The organism is Halomonas sp. NYA30, assembly GCF_976980765.1.
Genome location: NZ_OZ334477.1, coordinates 1,390,752 through 1,410,816, shown reverse-complemented (window position 1 = coordinate 1,410,816; position 20,065 = coordinate 1,390,752). Strand labels below are relative to the sequence as shown.

The window sequence follows — 20,065 nt, the reverse complement described above, 5'->3', positions numbered from 1 at the left end:
ATATCTTTATTTATTAATTTTATTTATGAAAACAGCTGCAGGCTTTCATCGGATTCTGAGATGCCGACCATAACGGCTCCTTGTTCAACACCGGCTTCCAATAGCCCTACCCAGTAGGCTTTACCGGGCGCATCTGCTTCGCGTTCCAGTACATTGGCGTACATCAGGTCAACAAAGCCGCTTTGGTCTAGCTCGCCGTGCAGTTGAATGAACTCTTGGGAAGCGATAAAGCTATTGGCAATAGCGGCGACGCCCATGTCATCACTCTGATTTGTCCAGTAGCCCAAGCCTGTTCCGTCTGCTGCGCGGTCGAAGGCGGCGTCATATAGGCGTAGTAGCGGGTCAACCGGCTCATCGAAGACCGCATCGCTACGCTCGTCGAGGTTTTGAATGCGCAGGTCTTCGCTAGCGGGGGTTTCTTCTTCGCTGAATGGCATTTCACTGAACATGCTGGCCATGTATTCAGCGAAGGCATCCTGCTCGGTGCCTTTGTCGGCGAAGGTGAATTGGCCATCGTCTGCAAAGGCTTCCATTAGGTCCACGCGGTCTTGATAGCTGCCTTCACCCAGCGGGTAGCCGTCGCCACCGTCGGCCAGGAAGCCAAGAGTCACCACCTTGATGGTTTCTTCGGCGTTGCCGACCAAGCGGCCATTGGCCACCAGCACATCGTTGGCGCTGCCATCTTCATTGACGATGACCGCATTCTGGATGCGCTCGCCAGCGGGCTGGCTCACATCAAAGCTGTATTGAATGCCGCCGACCTGGGCAAATTGACCAGCAGTAACACCCGGCGCTGACGCGGCCACGGCGTGCTCAAGCACGTCTAGCAGCGTGCTGCGGGTGATGCTGATGATGGTCAGGTCGTTATTGAAGCGTAGCGATGACGCGGCATCCAACTGTGATACCCCCCCTTCCGGCTTGCCGATAACGTCGTTAGCCCCTGGCGCTTGGTAGCTAGGCTCGCTGTCGCTTCCTTCCACGACCACATCACCAATCGGCTCACGAATACCGCCGCCGTTTTTGAACGAGACCAGCACCTCGGCGTCCTGCTGTTTGGCGTACCAGAGGTTGGCATCGGCTGTCAGGTTACCCAGGTTGGTCTCTTCGGTACGTACTGCTCCCCGCTCCCCTACCAGATACACGTCGGTTAATCCGAGGATATTGCCGTCCTGTTCGGCAACAAAGTCACCTACGGCACCCACCAGTTCTTCGGCCACATTGCCTTTGGTACCTTCGGCAAAGGCGCTTTCCAGATCACCCCATAGCGCTTCTACCTGCTCATCGGTAGTGGCGTAGACACCTGACGAGTTTTCATCGATGGAGTCGGCAATAACGCGACCCTGTTCATCGAACTCGACGACCAGCTCGGCCACGTAGCGCCAGCCACCGTCGGTGTTCACAACGACCACATCGTTGCCGGAAGCGTCTTGGGTCACAATCGGGTAGGTATCGTAGGGCTCACCGGCGCCAGGGAACAGGCCGCGATCCTGATCTTCCTGGTCTGCCAGCAGGCTGTTGGAACCACCGGCCATGACGATGTCTACGCCATCCAGCAGGGTCGCCAGCTCTTCTTCGAACTGAATTTGCTGAAGGTGCGAGCTGAGAATGATTTTGTTGATGCCTTGCGCCTGCAGGTCATCAATGACGGGCTGAATAAGGTCGGCCAGCGCCTGCATGTCGTTGCTGCCGCCGGTAAGCACATCAACACCGCCTGGTGAGGAGATGCTTTCCAGAATTTGGGTGGTGACACCGATAATGCCGATTTGCTCACCGCCACGCTCTGCAATCACGGCGGGGGCCAGTTTGGGAGGGGTGGCCCCTGCGAGTAGTTCATCCAAGGTTGCCTGGAAAGCGTCTTGGCTGGACAGTTCGCTAGTCGCCAGCTCGCTTAGCGCGGCATCGCCAGAGAAATCCAGGTTGGCTGAGAGGTAAGGGAACTGTGAACCCAGCCACTCTACTTCTGCTGCTGTTGCGCCGTTAACCACCGGGGCGATCATGGCAGCGATCAGGTCGGTGCCTAGGTCGAACTCGTGGTTACCGAGCGTGACTGCGGCGGCATCTGCCAAGTCCATTAGCAGCGTTTCAAGACGCCCAGAGGCTGCCGTAATACCACTCATTGAGCCAGCTTCCAGCCCATAAATCTCTTCTACCGCTGCTTGGAAAGCCGCTTGCAGGCTTGAGTCGCCCGCGGCGTTCAAGTAAGGGCCAGGCAGTACTAAATCGCCCGAGCTAACAAACAACGAGTTGGCGTACTGGTCTTCCAAGTGATCGACGATAGAAATGAAGTTGGGAGCGTTTAGCAGATCCCCACCGCCCCCTTCCATATCGGCTGCGTGCAGAAGTTGAAGCTGAAAGTTACTCATGGCAGTTCCCTTATTAAACATTGGCGATATTCGGCACATGAGAGATTACGCAACCAACCATTGCAGAAACATGACAATTTAAATAAAAATGATACCTGCTTGTAAAAATAAGAGGGATAATAAAACCGTCATAAAAACAAAATGCTAGCGTCATTTAATTGCCATCCCCTGGCCATAGGTTAGGTCTCTCTATTGACCCAAAGGCGGCTGTGACAATGACGAATTTTGAGCTTGTTTCTACGTTATATCGTGATTTCTTATTACGCGAGCCTGACGAAGCTGGTGTTAATTACTGGGCTGATCGACTGGATAGCGGCGAATTCAATGCGGATTCCGTTATTAATTCGATGATGGCAAGCACTGAGTTTCAGCAAGAAGTCCAGCCGATTATCGATCTTTATAACGTTCAGTTTTTGCGGCCCGCTGACCCTTCTGGCCTCGCTTATTGGGTCAATGAGTTTCGTAATGGCGTCGCCATTGACGAGATTGCCAATAGCTTTGAGGCATCCGTTGAGTTTGAAACGACTATTTCGAATTTAGATGACGCTGCCTGGCTTGAACAGCTGTATGGCAGTGTTGTTAACCGTGACCCCGATGCCGAAGGGTTGAACTACTGGCTGTCCATGCTGGCAGAAGGAATGCCCCGCGACGCCCTTGCTTCCGCGTTTATAAACAGCAATGAAAGCGTGGAACAGGCCGCTGTCAGAGTATTAACGCCGCTGCTTGGCGATGACGCTGGTGAGGCGGTCGACGATATCGAGTCGCTGTTAAACCGTTACGTGGAAAAAGTTGAAAATGAGTTAACGACGCCGGAAGAGCCGGAAGCCCCGACCTCTCCTTCCCAGCCCGACGACCCTGATTTCAACCTGGGCGAGCGCTACCACTCAGGCACGTCTGATGCTTCGGCAGCGATTGCAGTAGGTGACGGGTTAATGCTGGTCGCCGATGACGAAGATCAGGTGCTGCGCCTTTATGAGCGCGACAGCGACGGCGCACCGTTGGCGGAGATTAACCTCAATGGAGCCTTGGGTTTGAATGACACTCAAGAAGTGGATTTGGAAGCCGTGGCGGTTCATGAAGGTACCCATTACTGGTTGGGCTCGCATGAGAGCAGCCAGCGCTCGATGCTGTTTGCTACCAATGTCAGTGGTGAGAATGCTGATAATTTAAGCATCAATGTGACAGGTCAGTTTACGGATTTAGCCAGCCAGTTAAGAGCCTGGGATGCCGATAACGGCCATGGTTTGGGCGACAATGCGCTGAGCCTTTCCTTAGGGGTTAACGTTGAAGGCGCCACGTTTATCGGTGATACCCTTTATCTGGGCCTGCGCGCGCCATTAGGTAACGGGTTTGCCCAGTTGGTGCCGGTAGAGAACGCCATTGAGTTGGTGGCTGGCACCGCTAGCGAAGCGGCGTTTGGTGACCCCGTGCGTTTAGACCTGGATGGCCGTGCGGTGCGTTCTATTGAGCCCGCAGGCGATGAAGGTTACCTGATTCTGGCGGGCCCGGTTAACGATGACGACGACGTAGGTTTTGGTCTTTACCTGTGGGATGGCGACCATGCCGTTCGTGAAATCGACGGGGTTGATCTCAATACGCTGCCAGATGCGTTGACGGCGAAGCCTGAGTCCATTTTTGACGTCACTATGACGGACACAGGTGCTTCCGCGACCGTGCTGTATGACAGCGGTACGGTGGATTGGCTGGACGATGGCCAAGAGTCGAAGGATCTACCTGCTGATGAGCAGCGCTTTATCAGTACAGACATCGAGTTTAGCTTGCCGAACTTTGTGCCCCAGGCCGGTGACATTGCGATCACGGCGGTCGGTGCTACCGAAAAAACCTTCCAGTTTGTTGCTCTGCAAGGGATTAGCGAAGGCGCGGAAATCACCTTTACCGATTCCGGCTGGGCAGGCGATGGGTTCCGCGCCAATGAAGGTGCCGTTAAGTGGACAGCACCTGAAGGCGGCGTTGCTGCAGGAACCGTGGTGACTTATACGGCAGATTCTGCCGAATTCACCGTGGCTAACAGCATTGAGTTAGGTAATACCGGCTTTAACCTTTCGGTAGGTGGTGACCAGATTCTTGCGTTCACCGGCGACGCTAGCAGCCCTGAATTTATCTATGCGGTTCAAACCAATAGTGACACTTGGCAGGAAACTGCTGATTCTTCTAATAACTCCGCCCTTCCGCCGGGTCTTGAAGCAGGTGTCACGGCCGTTGCCGTTGGCGATGCACGTAACGCGTCATTTACCGGCGATGGTTACGGCACCGCAGACGAGTTGCTCAGCGCGATTGGCGACGCGGCAAATTGGTCATTTGAGTACGATGCCCTACCTGCCAATGCCACCACCGATTTCCAACTAGGCACCATGGACGCTCCTTATGTACCGGGCGAGCAGGATATTGGGTTGGCCATTACCGAAATTTGGTCGGGTCAAAGCGGCACAGATGTGACGGCGGACTGGTTTGAAATTACCAACCGCTCTAACGAGACGCTTGATTTCAGTAACATGCCGCTTTACTACGACGATGACAGCGCCGACCCAGTCGATGCGGTTGAAATTCAGGGGTTAACTACCCTGGCTGCCGGTGAGTCTGCGATTGTGATGGTGGATGGCGGTGCCGATTCCGTCGCTGAGTTCCGTTCAGCGTGGAGCAATCTAAACAACATCGATACGCTGAAAATCGGTTATGCCGAGGACGCTTCTGGCCTGGGCGGCGGTGGCGATGCAGTCACGCTTTGGCAAGGTGATCCACGGGTTGATGGTAACCAGGTGGCAATGGAAGCTTATCCTGATACGGACGGTTTCGACGCGGCATCCTGGGATGTGGACCTAAAAGCCTTTACGACGAGTGAAAGTAACGGCGCACTTAGCTCTGCCATTGCCGGTGGCGATAACAGCGATGTGCCTGCGCTGGCCTCGCCTAGCGTTGCCAATGAGCCGCAGGTGGATATTACGCTGATCTCCGAGGTGCAGGGCGATACCGCTAGCAGCTCGCTAGAGGGCGAGACTGTCACCCTGGAAGGCATCGTGACGATGGTGGCACCGGGCTTGGATGGTTTCTTCCTGCAAGAAGAAGATAGCGATAACGACGATAATGATGCGACGTCGGAAGGTATCTTTGTTTACGCAGGCAGCGGTAGTGGTGATTGGTTAGCACAGCTTTCGGCTGGGAACCAGATCCGCATTAGCGGTGAGGTATCTGAATATTTCGAGAAAACTCAGCTAAGTGCTGATCGCGATAGTCTGGACGTGCTGACTGACGTGATGCCCCTGCCTGAAAGTCAGCGTGTTGTTATGCCTTTTACTGACCAGCAAGGCCTGGAAGCCTTTGAGGGTATGCGTGTTGCTATCGAAGCACTGGACGGTGAGCCGTTAGTCGTTACTGAGCTTTATGAGTTGGGACGCTATGGCGAAGTGACACTGTCATCGGGTGGCCGCCTGGAGCAGTTCACCGAAGTCAACGCACCTGATGTGGAAGGCTATAGCGCTTGGCTTGAAGACGCCGAAGCCCGCACCATCAAAATCGACGACGCAAATTCGACCCAAAACACCGACCCAATTATCTATGGTCGTAACGGTGAAGAGCTTTCCGCGACGAACCCGCTGCGTGGCGGCGACGAGCTTCAGACCCTCGAAGGTGTGCTTGATTACAACTTTGAAGAGTGGAAGGTGCAAAACGTCGATGGCCTCGACTTTACCGGCGCAGACCGCCCCGCAGCACCGGATGCAGAGGCTCTTGGCAACGCTGGTATCACGGTCGCTTCGTTCAACGTGCTGAACTACTTCAACACGCTGAACGAAAACGGCAACAAAACGGTTACGTTGGACAGCACCGAGCATGAACCGCGTGGGGCCAATAATGCCGAGGAGTTCGCCCGCCAGGAAGCCAAGATCGTTGAAGCGATTAATACCAGCGGTGCTGATGTCGTCGGTTTGATGGAAATTGAGAACAACGGCTTTGGCGAAGGAAGTGCACTGGCTGCGTTGGTCAACGCATTAAATGCGGATGTACAGGCGAAAGGTATTACAGATGTTACCTGGGCCTACAGCGTTACTCGCGATGCGGATGGCAATGAAGTTAGCCCAGGAGACGATGCGATTGCCGTAGGCGTTATCTACAACAGCCAAGCAGTAACGGCTGTTGGTAGTGCGGCCACCAAGACCGATGGTGCTTTCGCGACGGCAAACCGTGCGCCAGTCATGCAGACTTTCCAAGACAACGATGGCGCTGAGTTCTCCGTGGTGGTGAACCACTTTAAATCCAAAGGCAGTGTGGTTAACGGCGAAGAAGCCATTGGTGATGGCCAAGCCAACAATAACCCCACCCGTGTCGAAGCTGCCGAGGAGCTTAAAGCTTGGCTGGAGAGCAATCCAACAGGCAGCACTGACAGTGACGTGCTGATTCTGGGTGACTTGAACGCCTACGCTATGGAAGATCCCATTACTACTCTCAAAGATGCAGACTTTGAGCTGCTAGATGATGATTACAGCTACGTCTTCGATGGTTTCTGGGGTTCGCTGGACCATGCCCTTGCCAGTGAAACGCTAGCTGAGCAAGTAACGGGCACCACGACCTGGCACATCAACGCGGATGAAGCATCGGCCCTGGATTACAACACTGATTACACCAAAGATCGTCAGGATGACAACTTGTACGCTGATGATGCGTTCCGTAGCTCAGACCACGATCCGATTTTGGTGGGTCTAAATCTGGTTCCTGAAGTTGAAGCCATCGGTATGTAGCGACTGACGCTACAATTGCTGTAGTGAACGACAATGGCCTCCGCTTGCGGGGGCCATTTTTTTGGGCACCTGTCATTTCTTTTAGCCCCAGTAGGAATCAGCTTTAGCCCGCTATGATTCAAGTTCTCAGCCTGCTCACCACCAAGGCTGCACATAGCGCTTCCCGTCTGGGGTGTTAAACTCGCTGCAGGCATTTTTTCCAGGAGAAAACCATTGAGTTCAGCACGCTCCACTACCGCGATTATTAATGACAGCGGCATTGCCTTTGGTACCAGCGGTGCACGAGGCTTGGTAGAGCAGTTTTCAGACGAGGTATGCGCGGCCTTTACCGTAGCATTTATTTCAGCCATGCAGGCGTCGTTCTCAGTGGAGCGTATTGCGTTAGGCATGGACCGCCGCCCCAGCAGCCCAGCCATGGCAGCTGCCTGTACCAGTGCTGCCCATGCGCTGGGAATCAAGGTGGATGACTACGGCGTGCTGCCTACGCCCGCCCTGGCGCTGAAGGCAATGGCGGATGGCGTGCCCTGCATCATGATTACCGGGAGCCATATTCCGTTTGACCGTAACGGTATCAAGTTTTACCGCCCAGATGGCGAGATCACCAAGGCAGACGAAACCGCCATTCTTAACGCTGAGGCAGTCATGCCTGCCCTATCGGCACCCGCGCGCGGCGAGGTTTCTGAAGCTGCTAATCAAGCCTATTCGGAACGCTTCACTCGTTGGTTTCCTGGCGAGCCATTAAAAGGTTGGCGGGTAGGTTTATATCAGCACTCGGCCGCCGGGCGTGATTTGAACGCGCATATTTTGAGCGAGTTAGGGGCTGACGTGGTGGTATTGGGCCGCAGTGAAGCGTTTGTGCCTGTCGACACCGAAGCTGTCAGCGATGAAGACCAGGTGCAAGGCCAAGCCTGGGCCGCTCAGCACCAATTGCATGCACTGTTTTCAACCGATGGCGATGGCGACCGCCCCTTGTTAGGCGATGAAACGGGCACTTGGCAGCGAGGGGATATTGTCGGGTTGCTTTGCGCTCGCGCTTTAGGTATTGAAGCGCTGGCGGTACCGGTCAGCTGCAATACAGCCATTGAGGCTTGCGGTGCCTTTCAGGTCGTCGAGCGTACTCGTATTGGCTCGCCGTATGTGCTGGACAGTATGGCCAAACTTAGTCAGCGCTTTGCGCGAGTGGCGGGGTTCGAGGCCAACGGTGGCTTCCTGCTGGGTAGCAAACTGGAAAATGAAGGTCGTGAGCTGGCGGCACTGCCCACCCGCGACGCGCTACTGCCTGCGCTTACGCTAATGGTAATGGCCGCCCAACATGGAGTTAGCCTTTCTCAACTAATTGCTGACCTGCCTGCACGCTATACCGCAAGCGACCGGCTCAAGAACTTCGCCACTGAGAAAAGCCGTGCGTTACTGGCCAAATGGCAAGCCTCGCCTGAACTAATGCGGCAAGCGCTGGGCTTACCAGCCGATATTTCTACCATCAACACTACTGATGGGCTGAGAGCCACGCTGGATAATGGCGATATCGTGCATCTTCGCCCCTCAGGCAACGCCCCCGAACTACGCTGCTACAGTGAATCAGCCTCGCAATCAGTTGCCTCAGCGCTGGTAAAACAAAGCTTGGCTGCGCTCGCCAAACTGTAGCCCCTATAATGGCGCTGACATGGCGATAAGCACTTGAAAATGCAGCCAGCAAAAAATTTGTTGACAAAAGCAAAAGCATACAAGTAAATTATGTATGCTTTAATACAAAATATTGTTATATACAGAATTAATTTCATAGTTAATTTTGTGTGTAGCAAAAGCGCGAAGCTTGAATTAGCGCTATATGAATTCTGAATTTATCAATGAACAATAGTTTGTTGCTGAAGCACCTCAGTCAGTACACATACTAACTGTCTGCCAGTTAAATTGATAAATCAGCTTCACTTTTCAAAATGGTTCCCTCTCGGTAAGTAACTGAAACTCGAGTGTCAGGAATCCTCCAGTACAATTGTGCCTATAAGTTGGCGGCTGCACTTTACTGATGCAGCCCTACGCCAATATTTTTACGGCCCTTAAGTTCTAATTTTACCTAACGATCCGATGCGGCCTTTAGTTCGCATGGGATATTTATGTGCGCGCGATTCCCAGGATCGCCATTCCAGTCATGGCCAAGTGATGTCTTTTCACCACGGCTCGACCTGATTTGCATGACATGCGACATCGATCGCAATGAAGAAAACGCCTGCCACGGGCGTTTCTCACGCCGCCAATTATTCAAGCAATACGCCTGAGCGGCCAGGTAACCATTTTTTTCATTGTCAATCGTCAAGTACTCAGGTGACACCATGCACGATCAATTTCTTTTTCAACCATTCCGCAACATTCTATTTAGCGTACCCGTCGGCTACATCGACATTACCCTACATAAGTTGTTGCAAAAGCCTGCACCCATTATCGCGGGCTCATTGCGCGGTGTTTTATTGCAAACACCACCTATTGTTTTGACCGGGCCAGACCTGCATCAGCCAGAGCTGCTCAACCCTAAAACACTAAACGCAGCCCTTCAGATGAGTCAGCATATTGATAAGAAAATCGGCTCATTACAGACGATTCAGCTTAATACTGACCAACTGCCACCAGGTCTTGTATACCTTTTTAGGGAGCTCTTAGACCATTATCAACGCATGTTGTTTATCTCCATAGATCCTCACAATGGCGAGAAAACTTGGATGCAATTCATACGCCTGGTCGAAACAGATCCGCATCTCAAAGCATTAATCGAACACTATCTTTGCGACGACGAGGTGCTAAGCGTACGGCACTACAAATGTTTACTAATGGGTTTTGTTAAAGAGCGCTCAATACACACCGCCCTTCAAACACTCCGAAAAAGCGACAGTACTAGCGCATATGACGACGTCCACTTACCAACCCCTAACGAAGAAGATAGCGCGCAAGAAAAGACATCGGTCCCGTTGCCAACAGACCAGCAGCCCGGCCAGCCGACCTCACACGATGAAAACGGGGCGCTAACACAGCGTACTCTTAACGGGCTCACGAATATCAAAAAAGCCAGTGGCGGTCGATAATCATGAGCGACATTTTTTTATTACCCAGCGAGATAAAAAACAGCTGGCAGCCCTGGCTTGAACAGCCTGCAGTTACGCCGCAGCAACGCCAATGTGTACGGCGTGTGATTCGCTATACGCTGCCTCCTCCTTGCCGTACGAGCTTATTAAAAGCAGTCACGGCATACGACAGGGATCATAGCGAAGACAATACGTCGCCAATTGTGCAAGCGTTTGTAAAAAAAGTTGGCCTGGAGACAGCGTCGTCTCGACCTTCAAAGCAAGCCTACCCGCTTTTTTATGCCGCTACCCACCCAGATCATCTTGGAGGGGAATCGTCTCTGAGAACGCTATGCCGACAACAAATCAGCGCCTGGTTTTCAAGGGTGTCAGCCGATGCCAAGGCGACGCTGTATTACAATCATCTTATCAAGTGCAGGAGCATTCTTGAGATAATATGCGAATCCCAAAGCACGGAGGCGACTGGCATCACCCAGCGCCTCGGCTTTTTGATTAGCCTGGCCGGCAGTAGCGAACTCGCCTCCCGCATCGCACAAAATTCAGACTATTATCAATTCTTTCTCGACATCAGCGAAGGTCATCGAGATCCTGGTGTGCGAATACGAAACGTCACAAATCGAGAGCCTGGCTCTCGTTTCCAACCCAAAGACATTTGGCATGACCAGGTTCTATCTCAGCTGAAAAAAGCAGCTCCAACAGCTTCCTATAAGAAGGTAACCCTAGCCGATCACGTCAGTGATGACACCTCCCCAGCAGAAGCTCAGCAGTGTGGCATGCGTGCAATCAATAATGCCCGCGACGCTACCGACGACGATGAAACGTCCGTTGTATTTCAACGCCAACAATTCTCAACGTTTACTCCCAGCGACGACCAGCTGCTGGTTCGTCGAATCGTTCGTGCATCAGCAACCAGCGCGATTGCTCACGAGAGTGATCTACACCGGCTGCCGCCAGAGCGGGTCTTGAACGTGCTCCAGAGCGACATGCGTGCTATCCACCGCACTACTGTGTTGCTACTAATCGCGACAGGCTTGCCTGTATCCAGACTGGCGACACTACGCTTAGCAGAAGCGAGCTTCATGCAGCCGGGTTCGACACTGCCAGATGACGATGCCCCGCGCTGGGAGCCCGTGAGTGCGACCCTTGCGTACCGTCTCACGGACGGTCCCTCGGATAACCCCGCCACGGCTAACCGATGGGTAGTACTAAGCCTTCCCCGCCACATGGGGGACAGTCTGACCACAACATTCGATGGAGATCCCCCTGTTGATAAGGTCTTCGTCACGATCTTCAAACACCTGACGAGTTACCTCAAGCGTTACAGCCGTGACCGGCCGGGCGTGAACATCACGCCGAATCGACTGGCCGCAAGCAGCTGGGCATGGCGCCGCCCGCGGTCACGGGATGATGTCTCAGCGCAGTGGCTCAGCGGCACGCTCGGGCTTGGACTATCAGCTCCCGCCGCTTACCGGCGAGTGGAGCGTCTAGAGATTCAACAAACATTCGACCAGGTCTTGATAGCGCTGGGGGTGCCGCTCGACCGTGATACGTCAAGCCTTTCGCCGCTAATCGCTGGTATTAGCAAGACCTCAGGCTCCCCATATGCTGTGTCACCGAGCGCATTCAAACCGGTGCTCGAGGCATTGCGGCGTGCGGTTGGCGATACCCACGCAGCACGACAACACCCACACTGCCGAGGGTTACAAGGCCGTGACGAGTTGGTCGCGCTGGCACAGCGACTCGCCACTCACACCTACCTCAGTTGGTTGCTGGCCACCGGCACGCGCCCCGTCGGACCAGCCACGCAAAATCGACTGAGCGGCACGCGGATGTGGATCCGTGACAAAGCGTCAAGCCAGGGTAATGAGAGCCGCGTCATTCCGATCGTTTCTACTATTAGCGATGCGCTCAAGCGACATCAGCGCTGGACCACGCATGCTATTGCCGAATGGCAACGTCTCGGCGGTATGGTCGAGGATCAGCGAAGCACTCGACGGGACACTCCTGCTTGGTTCAGCCCCGGGCGAGGTAAAACCACCCTGCTGATTCGCAATATCCAGCATCGGGATCTGCCGCCCTTATTAGCCAGTCTGCCATCGCTGCCAGCCATCGTGTCTCACTGGCCAGATAATGTGACTCGACATTCCCTCGCTACTTGGCTGAGGCATCGATGTACCGATGCTGATATCGACGCACTGCTGGGTCATGCGCATAGCGGTGTCAGTATCACCTCTCCTCGTGCCTCTGCGTGCATTGGTTCGCAAAATGGTTTGCGTCGTGCACTGCGTGAGTGGTTAAGCGCTTGCGGTTACACCGCCTTAGCTTGGGAGACGCTGTAATGACCGCTCTACTGAAGGCGGATATGTCCTCATTTATTTTGGGAGAATGGCGCGCCACCAAACATCCGCTGCTGCATCAACGGCGGGCGGTGGACACGCAGTGGATTGTGAACGCCGCTTTTGAACACGCACCTTCCCAGCCGGAAACAAACGCGCCTTCCTTGACGCTGAACCGCGATGACACACGCCGGATCATACGGGCTTTTTTTGACTGGCGACGGGAGACGGAACGGCCGCTCACTCAAAGAGACGCGCAAACGCGTGTCACTCGCGTGTTGCAATCACTCAATGAATTTCCTCACCTCACCGCGCTGCTACCGCCGACGAAAACGCTATACCACCGCGAAACGGTGATGCCACAAAAAGGGGTGATTTTGGAACGCGCGGAGCAGGTCATCGCGCTGGACCGTCACTTGGAGGCTTGGGCGCGTGAATTCGACACTTTGGATGGTTGGTTGCTGTTATTCGCGACCCGACTGATGACACGGCTAGGCATGGGAAATGCCGTATTGCTGTGTACGCTTGCACAGTTAACTCGGCTGCACGTGGAGAATGAATGGCTTCTAATCCCGGCCTTCCCCGGCGCCGACCTTGCAGCATCGTCAGCTCATTATCGCTTAAAGCTGCCTAGCGCCCTTTGGCGGCCGCTAAGGGCGATATTGACACGCTGGCCCGGCCCAGCCGATGGGTGGCTGTTTGCAAATGATAAAAGAGTAGTCGCAAGTGATCTAAGCGTCAGAACGCGCGCACTCACTCAGCGTTTACAGCGGGCTACCCGCGTTTGCTTAAAGGCAATGAGCCATCACCCCCGTGCAAGCGAATGGATGAAGCAGTGCACATGGCCATCTCTGTGCCAAGCGAGCCGCTACGTGCCGGTGCTGCAAGGGACACCCTCGGTGTATGCCACGCTACTCAAGCAATATCCCCTGCCGACCGACACCCCCATGCCACTGCTTGCAGGCCCTTTCGCCTGCAGCGCTTCACGCATTGAGCGCGACACCTCGCTATCAGTCGACGAGGGCACTTCGGCATTACCAACACTGGGGCATGACACGCAGCCTCCCGGGGTGCGCTCGCTGGACACCTCGCTACTGCCGGTCGATTGGCCACGGCAAATCAAACGCCTCCTCCAGCAATTTCTCGCCGACGCCCAACGCCTCACTCAGTCTAAAACGGTGCATGCGCAGAAACACGAGCCCTCGATGCGACAGCTGCTCACTGACTATGAAAACCAACTCGTAGACATGCTGCCGGTGGCGGGCAGCTATAGCCAATGGCTACTTCACTGGGCTTATCACTTGCTGCGGACAAAACAGCACAAGCTCTCCAGCGTACGGACATATCTTTCACGTCTCACACCGTTACCGTTACTGCTAAACGAAGGCACTCTTTATCTCGCGGACTGGGATGATGAGTTAGTAGCGGAACTGCTGGCCGAAACACTCAGCGAAATGTCATGGAAGCCTGCCACCCGGAACGCTTTTCAGCAGACATTTCGTCAATTTTTGCGGTTCTGTCAGGAGAATGGCATGTTGGAGGACGTCAGCCTTCCCCCAACTTCGCAAACACACGCCGTCAGCACATTGCGAACGAAAATCATGACTCCGGCACATTTTCATAACCTTTGGCATGGGCTGACGCAGGGGGCCAAGGCGGGGGAGCAACGTCAACTGCTGGCCTTGGTCATCGCCATGGGGTTTTATGGCGGGCTTAGAGCATCGGAAATTCTCTCGCTCACGCTCAACGACGTGGTGATAGATCGTCTTCAAGATGCCCCCACGTGCTGGATCGAAATCCTAGGGGGAAAGACACCAGCGGCACGACGCCGGGTGGCCTTTCATGTATGGGCTCCACCGTCGGTCGTTGATGCACTCAGCGCGTGGGTCACGCATCGCAGCGCCCTTATTACTCGACAACAACGACGCAGTGATGTCGCACTATTTGGTCCGACGGGCGACTCCAACGCATTCACCCGCGCCTCACTGATCACACCGGTGATTGGCTGGATGCGTGAAACCGTTGGACCCGGCGTTGACTTCCATGGGCTGCGTCACGCCGCCGTCTCGTGGACACTGCTGCGACTGCATGCCGCTCAGACGCCGGGATTTGCGGAAACACTGGCGCATTTTCCCCACTGGATGTTTAAGCCGGAAGGGTTGGAGGCGCTATTGCGCCATCTCTGCGGGGCCGAAGGCGACGACGCCATCGCCAGAGGCTCCTTGTTGTATCGGTTGGCCAAATGGATCGGACACCGTGACCCCGGCACGTTGTTGCAGTACTACGCGCACACATTAGGACTGATTCACAGCGATATACTGTCGCCCAAACTAAACCGATAGATAGCTCGCTCCCCAATACGTCCTGTCGCGTGTACCAACAAACAAATGGCCAGCCCATTTAGTGTTGGAACCTTAGACAGAGTGTATTTGGGGGGCGGGAAGAGAGTGACAGTAAACAGTTCTCATATCTGGCAGGGACGGCTGCAATAAGTATCGAGAGAGTATTACTGCCAAGGAGACATAACTTAAAATGCCGCATGATTGGCAATAATAATATAGGGAAAGTCGATTTCACTGTTGCTTTAACGCCTTGGCGCAGAGCGGTACCCGACCTATTTACTAGCCAAATTACTCTTCCAGAACTCTTTATCACCACCAAAATTGTCCAAAGTCGTTACTGCTTTTATGCGGCTCCTGAGTGGCTTTTAAACAATTTACATCCAAGACAGATGGCCAAGCAATTCAAGAGGCTTATTATTGATAGTGTCTTTTGTACTTTACATGCCTGTAATGCCCTGATAGCTTATAAGTGTTGAGTCAAATGGCTCGACCGGGTTTTGGCGACTCGAGCACACAAAGATGCGCAAGCGCCCCTACCATGGCCGGCGCTTTATTTATGCCTGCCATGTTTATGGCGGTCGTGCGTGGGAGACCTTCGGGTCTGCCGGTTTCCTTTGTGTCCGGTTCGCCAACCTGCGTACGGCCGCCCCCATCCTGTTTGGCGACAGCGGGGACGGCTCCAACACAAAGGAGCTCAACCATGGCACGACCTACTCTTTCCTATTTAAGTAACTTTTGTGCGTGCATCGCCGCCTACAAAGCAATAAATCAAGCTGCCCTCACCTCCCCTAGCATCGAACATATCGACTCTTGTGTTGACTCATCCCATATCCGGATGACCAATGCACTGACGTGCACCCTCAAGCTAGAACACCGTTGTGACAAAAAGGGGATGCTCTCATGAGCCAGCCGACATCTTCCTTGCTACCGCCACGTAAACCACGTCATTACAACCCACTGGGCCGCATGATCGGTGAAGCCCTGGATAGCCAGCTGCTGTTTTTTGCTCAGAACGATACAGCGTTTACCATTCCTAAGACCCGCGACATGTTACTGGCGTTACCGGAATTGATGGACTGCGACAAAACACAGTTGCGCTATTACGTTCGCGATCGAGTGCACACACTGGAAAGTCAGGGGCTTGCCAAACGCGTGGATGTCGAGGGCAAAAACCGTGCGATTTTCCGCATGACACTTGATTATACTGCGGATGAGAACTTAGAACAGGCAAGGCAGCAGCACCTAATACAGTTCCCTCCATGTCACAGCCAGACAGCGATGACCTGCTGACGTTCCTGGAAAAAGACCGTCATCATCTAAGTACCCGCATGCACGTCGCTATTAGCGAAGCGGAGTATTACAAAAAGGTACTCGACCAATACCCACACGAAAAAGCTCGGATTACACCTTTACTCCAGGTGGCCATTGAGCAGAGTGACCGTCTTAAAGGCGAATGGGATGCCAATCTCACCTTACGGCACCATCTGACCGTCAAGGAGGATTGCGCATGAAGTCGCCCTCTCCTTCTCACGTGGTTGATGATGCCAGCACTTCGCTGCCGCCACTGCGTCAATGGCAATCTGACTGTTTACAATACGCTCTGGCCAACCTTACCCCTCAAACACCCCATTTTCTCTGCCAAGCCACTCCCGGCGCTGGGAAGATGCTGCTAGCAGCGGTGCTCGCTAACGCGTTGATAACGCGCGGTGACATCGACTACGTTGTGTACCTCGGCCCGACGCGGGCCGTGGTTAAAGACGCCAGCGATACCTTAGGAGCGGTGCTTAATAGTTCTATGGATGGTCAGCTTGGCGCTATTGGTGTCGCCTTAACCTACCATTCCCTCTCAAACCGGTTAGCCGCATTAAAGCGCCTCTGTCAGGGTTTTCGTGTCTTCCTTATTTGGGATGAAAGCCATCATGCGTCTGCCCCCGGCGGGCAGATCAACGAAGCCAACCAGTGGGGCCTTGCGCTGCTCGCATTGGAACGACATGTGCGCTACACCCTCGCATTGTCGGGAACACCCTGGCGCACCGATGGCAGCTGCCTACCGATGTTGCGCTACATTGAAGCCAACCACAGCGCTTCCCAAGTCGATGACAACGCACAAGCCCCGTCATCTCAACAGCGCCTTACACCCGATTACGTTTATACGCTGAAAGAAGCGATTCGGGATGGTATTTGCCGCTTTCCGCATATTGCCCTTGTCGATAATCGATCCATCGGGTTAACACGGTTTCATCCGCGCACAGGGCGTAAGGAAGCACGCCAATATTCCAGCATTCCACAACTTCTCCGTCACCCCTCCGTACATTATGCCAATGTCATACGCGACGAGGCGCCCATTGAACATGTATTAGCGCTCGGCATCGCACGTTTGAAAACACTTCACCAACAAACGCCAACGGCGGGAGGACTGGTTGTCGCGGCCAGCATTTCACACGCCGAAGAAATCGCCCAACGACTAGAAGATGCCCAACAATCTGTTTGCCTCGTCACTAGCAACGATCCGACTGCTCACGCCAAATTAGAAGCATTTCGTGACGCCAACACTTCTTGGATTGTCTCCGTTGGCATGGTGACCGAAGGGGTCAACCTGCCGCGTTTAAGGATTTGCTGCTACCTCAGCCATGTCCGAACAGAGCAGTTCTTTCGCCAAGTGCTTGGGCGCATTATTCGTCGACAGGGCACAGAGGATGGGACGTGCTACTTCTACGCACTCAATGAAACTTTTTTACGTCGTTTTGCTCGGCGGTTAAATGACGACCTGCCCGATGACCTCGCCAACGTGACCTCCGCTGGCAACACTGTCCGCCCCGCCGACGATGCGACTCAAGTTCAGCCAGTACCTGATCTAGGTTTTGTACGAAAAGCCTTATCTGCTAATTTTACCCATGCAAAAGCAGCATAGGGGAAAGCAATGGTCGGACGTTACGAGATATCTGATGACGGCTGGGCACAGATTGAAGATATCGTGTCGCCCCCTCAAACCATGGGCAGGCCCAGGCGGGATGACCGAAAAATGCTCAATGGTATCTTCTGGGTGCTGTGCTCTGGCGCCAAATGGCGTGATTTACCCGAGCGATATGGTCCTTGGTCGACGGTGTATGACCGGTTCCGCAAGTGGCGTGATGACGGCACCTTTGAAGCGGTACTTTCTCGCTTGCAGCTCAAATTACGTGAAGATGGGCTTATGGACTTGGACACGTGGATGATCGACGCCACTTCCGTGCGGGCCACACGCGCTGCCGCTGGAGGCGGTAAAAAGGGGGCTCGAAAGAACCGCTAGACCATGCACTGGGCCGCAGTCGCGGCGGTTTAACCACCAAAATTCATTTGGTTTGTGATCGCCATGGCTGGCCACTGGCGTTCACGCTGTCCCCTGGTCAAGAGGCAGATTCTCGGCACTTCATTCCGACATTGGAGAGAGTTCATCTACCAGGTAGCGTCGGGCGCCCTCGCAAACGTAGTCGCTATATGGTGGCTGATAAAGGATATGACAGCGATGAGCTGCGTCATTACTGCGACAGGCACGGCATGAAACCCGTGATTGCTCAGCGCAACATGCACCGAAGAGCCCGGCCTGGTCTACCCAGACGGTTCGATAAACCCAAATATCGTCAACGGAATGCGATAGAACGCTGCTTTGGCTGGCTTAAAGAATGTCGCCGCATCGCCACACGCTATGAAAAGCTGGCAAGTAGCTTTAAGGCGATGGTATGCGTGGCGTGCATCGACCGTTGCTTGCGAGCCAACTTTTCGTACAAAACCTAGAAGAAAGCATGGCGAACCCAACGGAGACGCCCCCTCTTTAGCCGCCACCAAAAGTGAAAAGGCGACAAACGATGCAGGTGTAGCGCTTAGCTTTCAAGAATCTCACCACGGGCATGTATCCAACACCGAGGCAGATGTCGCGTTTTCGCAAGCGTTCTTTGAACGCCTGGTCGCGCTACGTCTGGCAGATTGAGCGGAGCCTTGTTATGACAACACATCATAGGTCCAACCCGCTCACTCCACACGACAGCCGATACACTCAAAATGAGCTTCACGTCGATAGCGCCGGTCTGTCGCGAGATGCTCGGCGGCTACTTTCCGAAAGCGTTTCGCCCAATACTGTCCGGGCCATGCGTGCTGATCTGAAAGTGTATCAACAAGCGGCTGGGCAACTACCGGCCACAGAGACAGACATTGCCAATTACTTATCGGCACAAAATGCCCTGGGGAAAGCCCCTGCGACGATAGAGCGGTATGCTAATTCGTTGCATATGTGGCATCGCTATCACAATTTGCCCTCGCCGGTGAAAACCATGGCCGTGCGCAGTGTGCTCCGCGGTATTAAGAAGAGCCGTGACATGCGCCAAGCATCAGCACCGGCGCTACGCCTTAAAGATCTACATGTGTTGCTGGATGTCATGGATCGCGAGACACTCCATGGACTGCGAGATAGCGCCATGTTTCTGCTCAGTTTCTACGGCGCATTCCGACGCAGCGAAGTCGTGGTGCTTACCTGCCAGGATATCGAATGGCGTCCCGAAGGTATCGTTATTACCTTGCACCATAGTAAGGCCAACCGCTCGGGCAGAATCGAAACAAAGAGTTTAATGCGCGCACCGACAAATAGCCCATATTGCCCAGTGACCATGCTGGAGCGCTGGCTGGCGAGCTCGAATATTACGAGAGGCGCTATTTTTCGCGGCATTAGCTCTAAAGGGCGACTGGGGGCTGGGCGGATGACCACTCAAACCCTTTACGTGAGGATGGGGAAAATGCTTGAACGCGCGGGGCTGGCTCCTCAGGGATATACACCGCATAGCTTCCGAGCAGGATTCATTACCGAAGCACACCTTCGCGGCAAGAGCGATATCCAAATCAAACGAGTAAGCGGTCACCGTGATCAGAATACTTTTGAACGCTACATTCGCATCGCCGACGAGTTCGAAAATAACGCAGGGGATTTCTTTTCATTATAAAAATGTGCACATAAAAAGACGACGCCACCAGGGGGAAGCCGCTCAACTAGCGTATCTCTTAAACACACCGTCAACTACCCCCGCCTTCAGGCGGGGGTAGTTGACCCGCTTCAGCGTTCTACTCTTTTTATTCAATCCAGATGGCAGCAAATTCTACGCCATCTTTGCAGCTCAACCCAGTACGTAGAACTTGACGCAATGCTGAGTGACGCCTAAGATTCTTCCAATA

At 53.9% G+C, this 20,065-nt stretch carries 11 protein-coding genes; 10 read left to right on the top strand and 1 reads right to left on the bottom strand.

The features are described 5' to 3' along the window. Nucleotides 1–23: 23 nt before the first annotated feature. Entirely contained in the window at nt 24–2,363 is a 2,340-nt protein-coding gene (locus tag ACWI0H_RS06475) for a DUF4214 domain-containing protein (RefSeq protein ID WP_485875565.1), read from the bottom strand. A 215-nt stretch (nt 2,364–2,578) separates the two neighbouring features. Between ACWI0H_RS06475 and ACWI0H_RS06470 the strand changes: the two genes are divergently transcribed. The 10 genes from ACWI0H_RS06470 to ACWI0H_RS06425 all read left to right on the top strand — a co-directional run bounded on the left by ACWI0H_RS06470 (nt 2,579) and on the right by ACWI0H_RS06425 (nt 19,836). Then, nucleotides 2,579–7,114: an ExeM/NucH family extracellular endonuclease gene (locus ACWI0H_RS06470; protein ID WP_485875563.1), complete on the top strand. Its 4,536-nt coding sequence runs from the start codon at nt 2,579–2,581 to the stop codon at nt 7,112–7,114. Nucleotides 7,115–7,327: 213 nt separating this feature from the next. Further along, complete coding sequence (locus ACWI0H_RS06465) at nt 7,328–8,758, top strand: phosphomannomutase (RefSeq protein ID WP_485875561.1); 1,431 nt, start codon at nt 7,328–7,330, stop codon at nt 8,756–8,758. 686 nt (nt 8,759–9,444) lie between these two features. Next, nucleotides 9,445–10,188: a hypothetical protein gene (locus tag ACWI0H_RS06460; protein WP_485875559.1), complete on the top strand. Its 744-nt coding sequence runs from the start codon at nt 9,445–9,447 to the stop codon at nt 10,186–10,188. Between the two features lie 773 nt (nt 10,189–10,961). Continuing rightward, nucleotides 10,962–12,527 carry a hypothetical protein gene (locus ACWI0H_RS06455; protein WP_336269520.1) on the top strand — a complete coding sequence of 522 codons (1,566 nt, stop codon included), beginning with the start codon at nt 10,962–10,964 and terminating at the stop codon, nt 12,525–12,527. Further along, nucleotides 12,527–14,866: a tyrosine-type recombinase/integrase gene (locus ACWI0H_RS06450; protein WP_485875557.1), complete on the top strand. Its 2,340-nt coding sequence runs from the start codon at nt 12,527–12,529 to the stop codon at nt 14,864–14,866. The genes ACWI0H_RS06455 and ACWI0H_RS06450 overlap by 1 nt, the downstream gene beginning before the upstream one ends. A 900-nt stretch (nt 14,867–15,766) precedes the next feature. Next, complete coding sequence (locus ACWI0H_RS06445) at nt 15,767–16,156, top strand: hypothetical protein (protein ID WP_485875555.1); 390 nt, start codon at nt 15,767–15,769, stop codon at nt 16,154–16,156. Next, nucleotides 16,126–16,377: a hypothetical protein gene (locus ACWI0H_RS06440; protein ID WP_485875553.1), complete on the top strand. Its 252-nt coding sequence runs from the start codon at nt 16,126–16,128 to the stop codon at nt 16,375–16,377. Before ACWI0H_RS06445 ends, ACWI0H_RS06440 begins: the two co-directional genes overlap by 31 nt. Continuing rightward, complete coding sequence (locus tag ACWI0H_RS06435) at nt 16,374–17,777, top strand: DEAD/DEAH box helicase (protein WP_485875551.1); 1,404 nt, start codon at nt 16,374–16,376, stop codon at nt 17,775–17,777. The genes ACWI0H_RS06440 and ACWI0H_RS06435 overlap by 4 nt, the downstream gene beginning before the upstream one ends. Before the next feature lie 9 nt (nt 17,778–17,786). Then, a protein-coding gene (locus tag ACWI0H_RS06430) for an IS5 family transposase (RefSeq protein ID WP_485875549.1) occupies nt 17,787–18,640 on the top strand; the annotation gives its coding sequence in 2 pieces (ribosomal slippage) (nt 17,787–18,129 and nt 18,129–18,640; 855 coding nt in all). 206 nt (nt 18,641–18,846) lie between these two features. Beyond that, nucleotides 18,847–19,836: a site-specific integrase gene (locus ACWI0H_RS06425; protein ID WP_485875547.1), complete on the top strand. Its 990-nt coding sequence runs from the start codon at nt 18,847–18,849 to the stop codon at nt 19,834–19,836. Nucleotides 19,837–20,065: the final 229 nt, after the last annotated feature.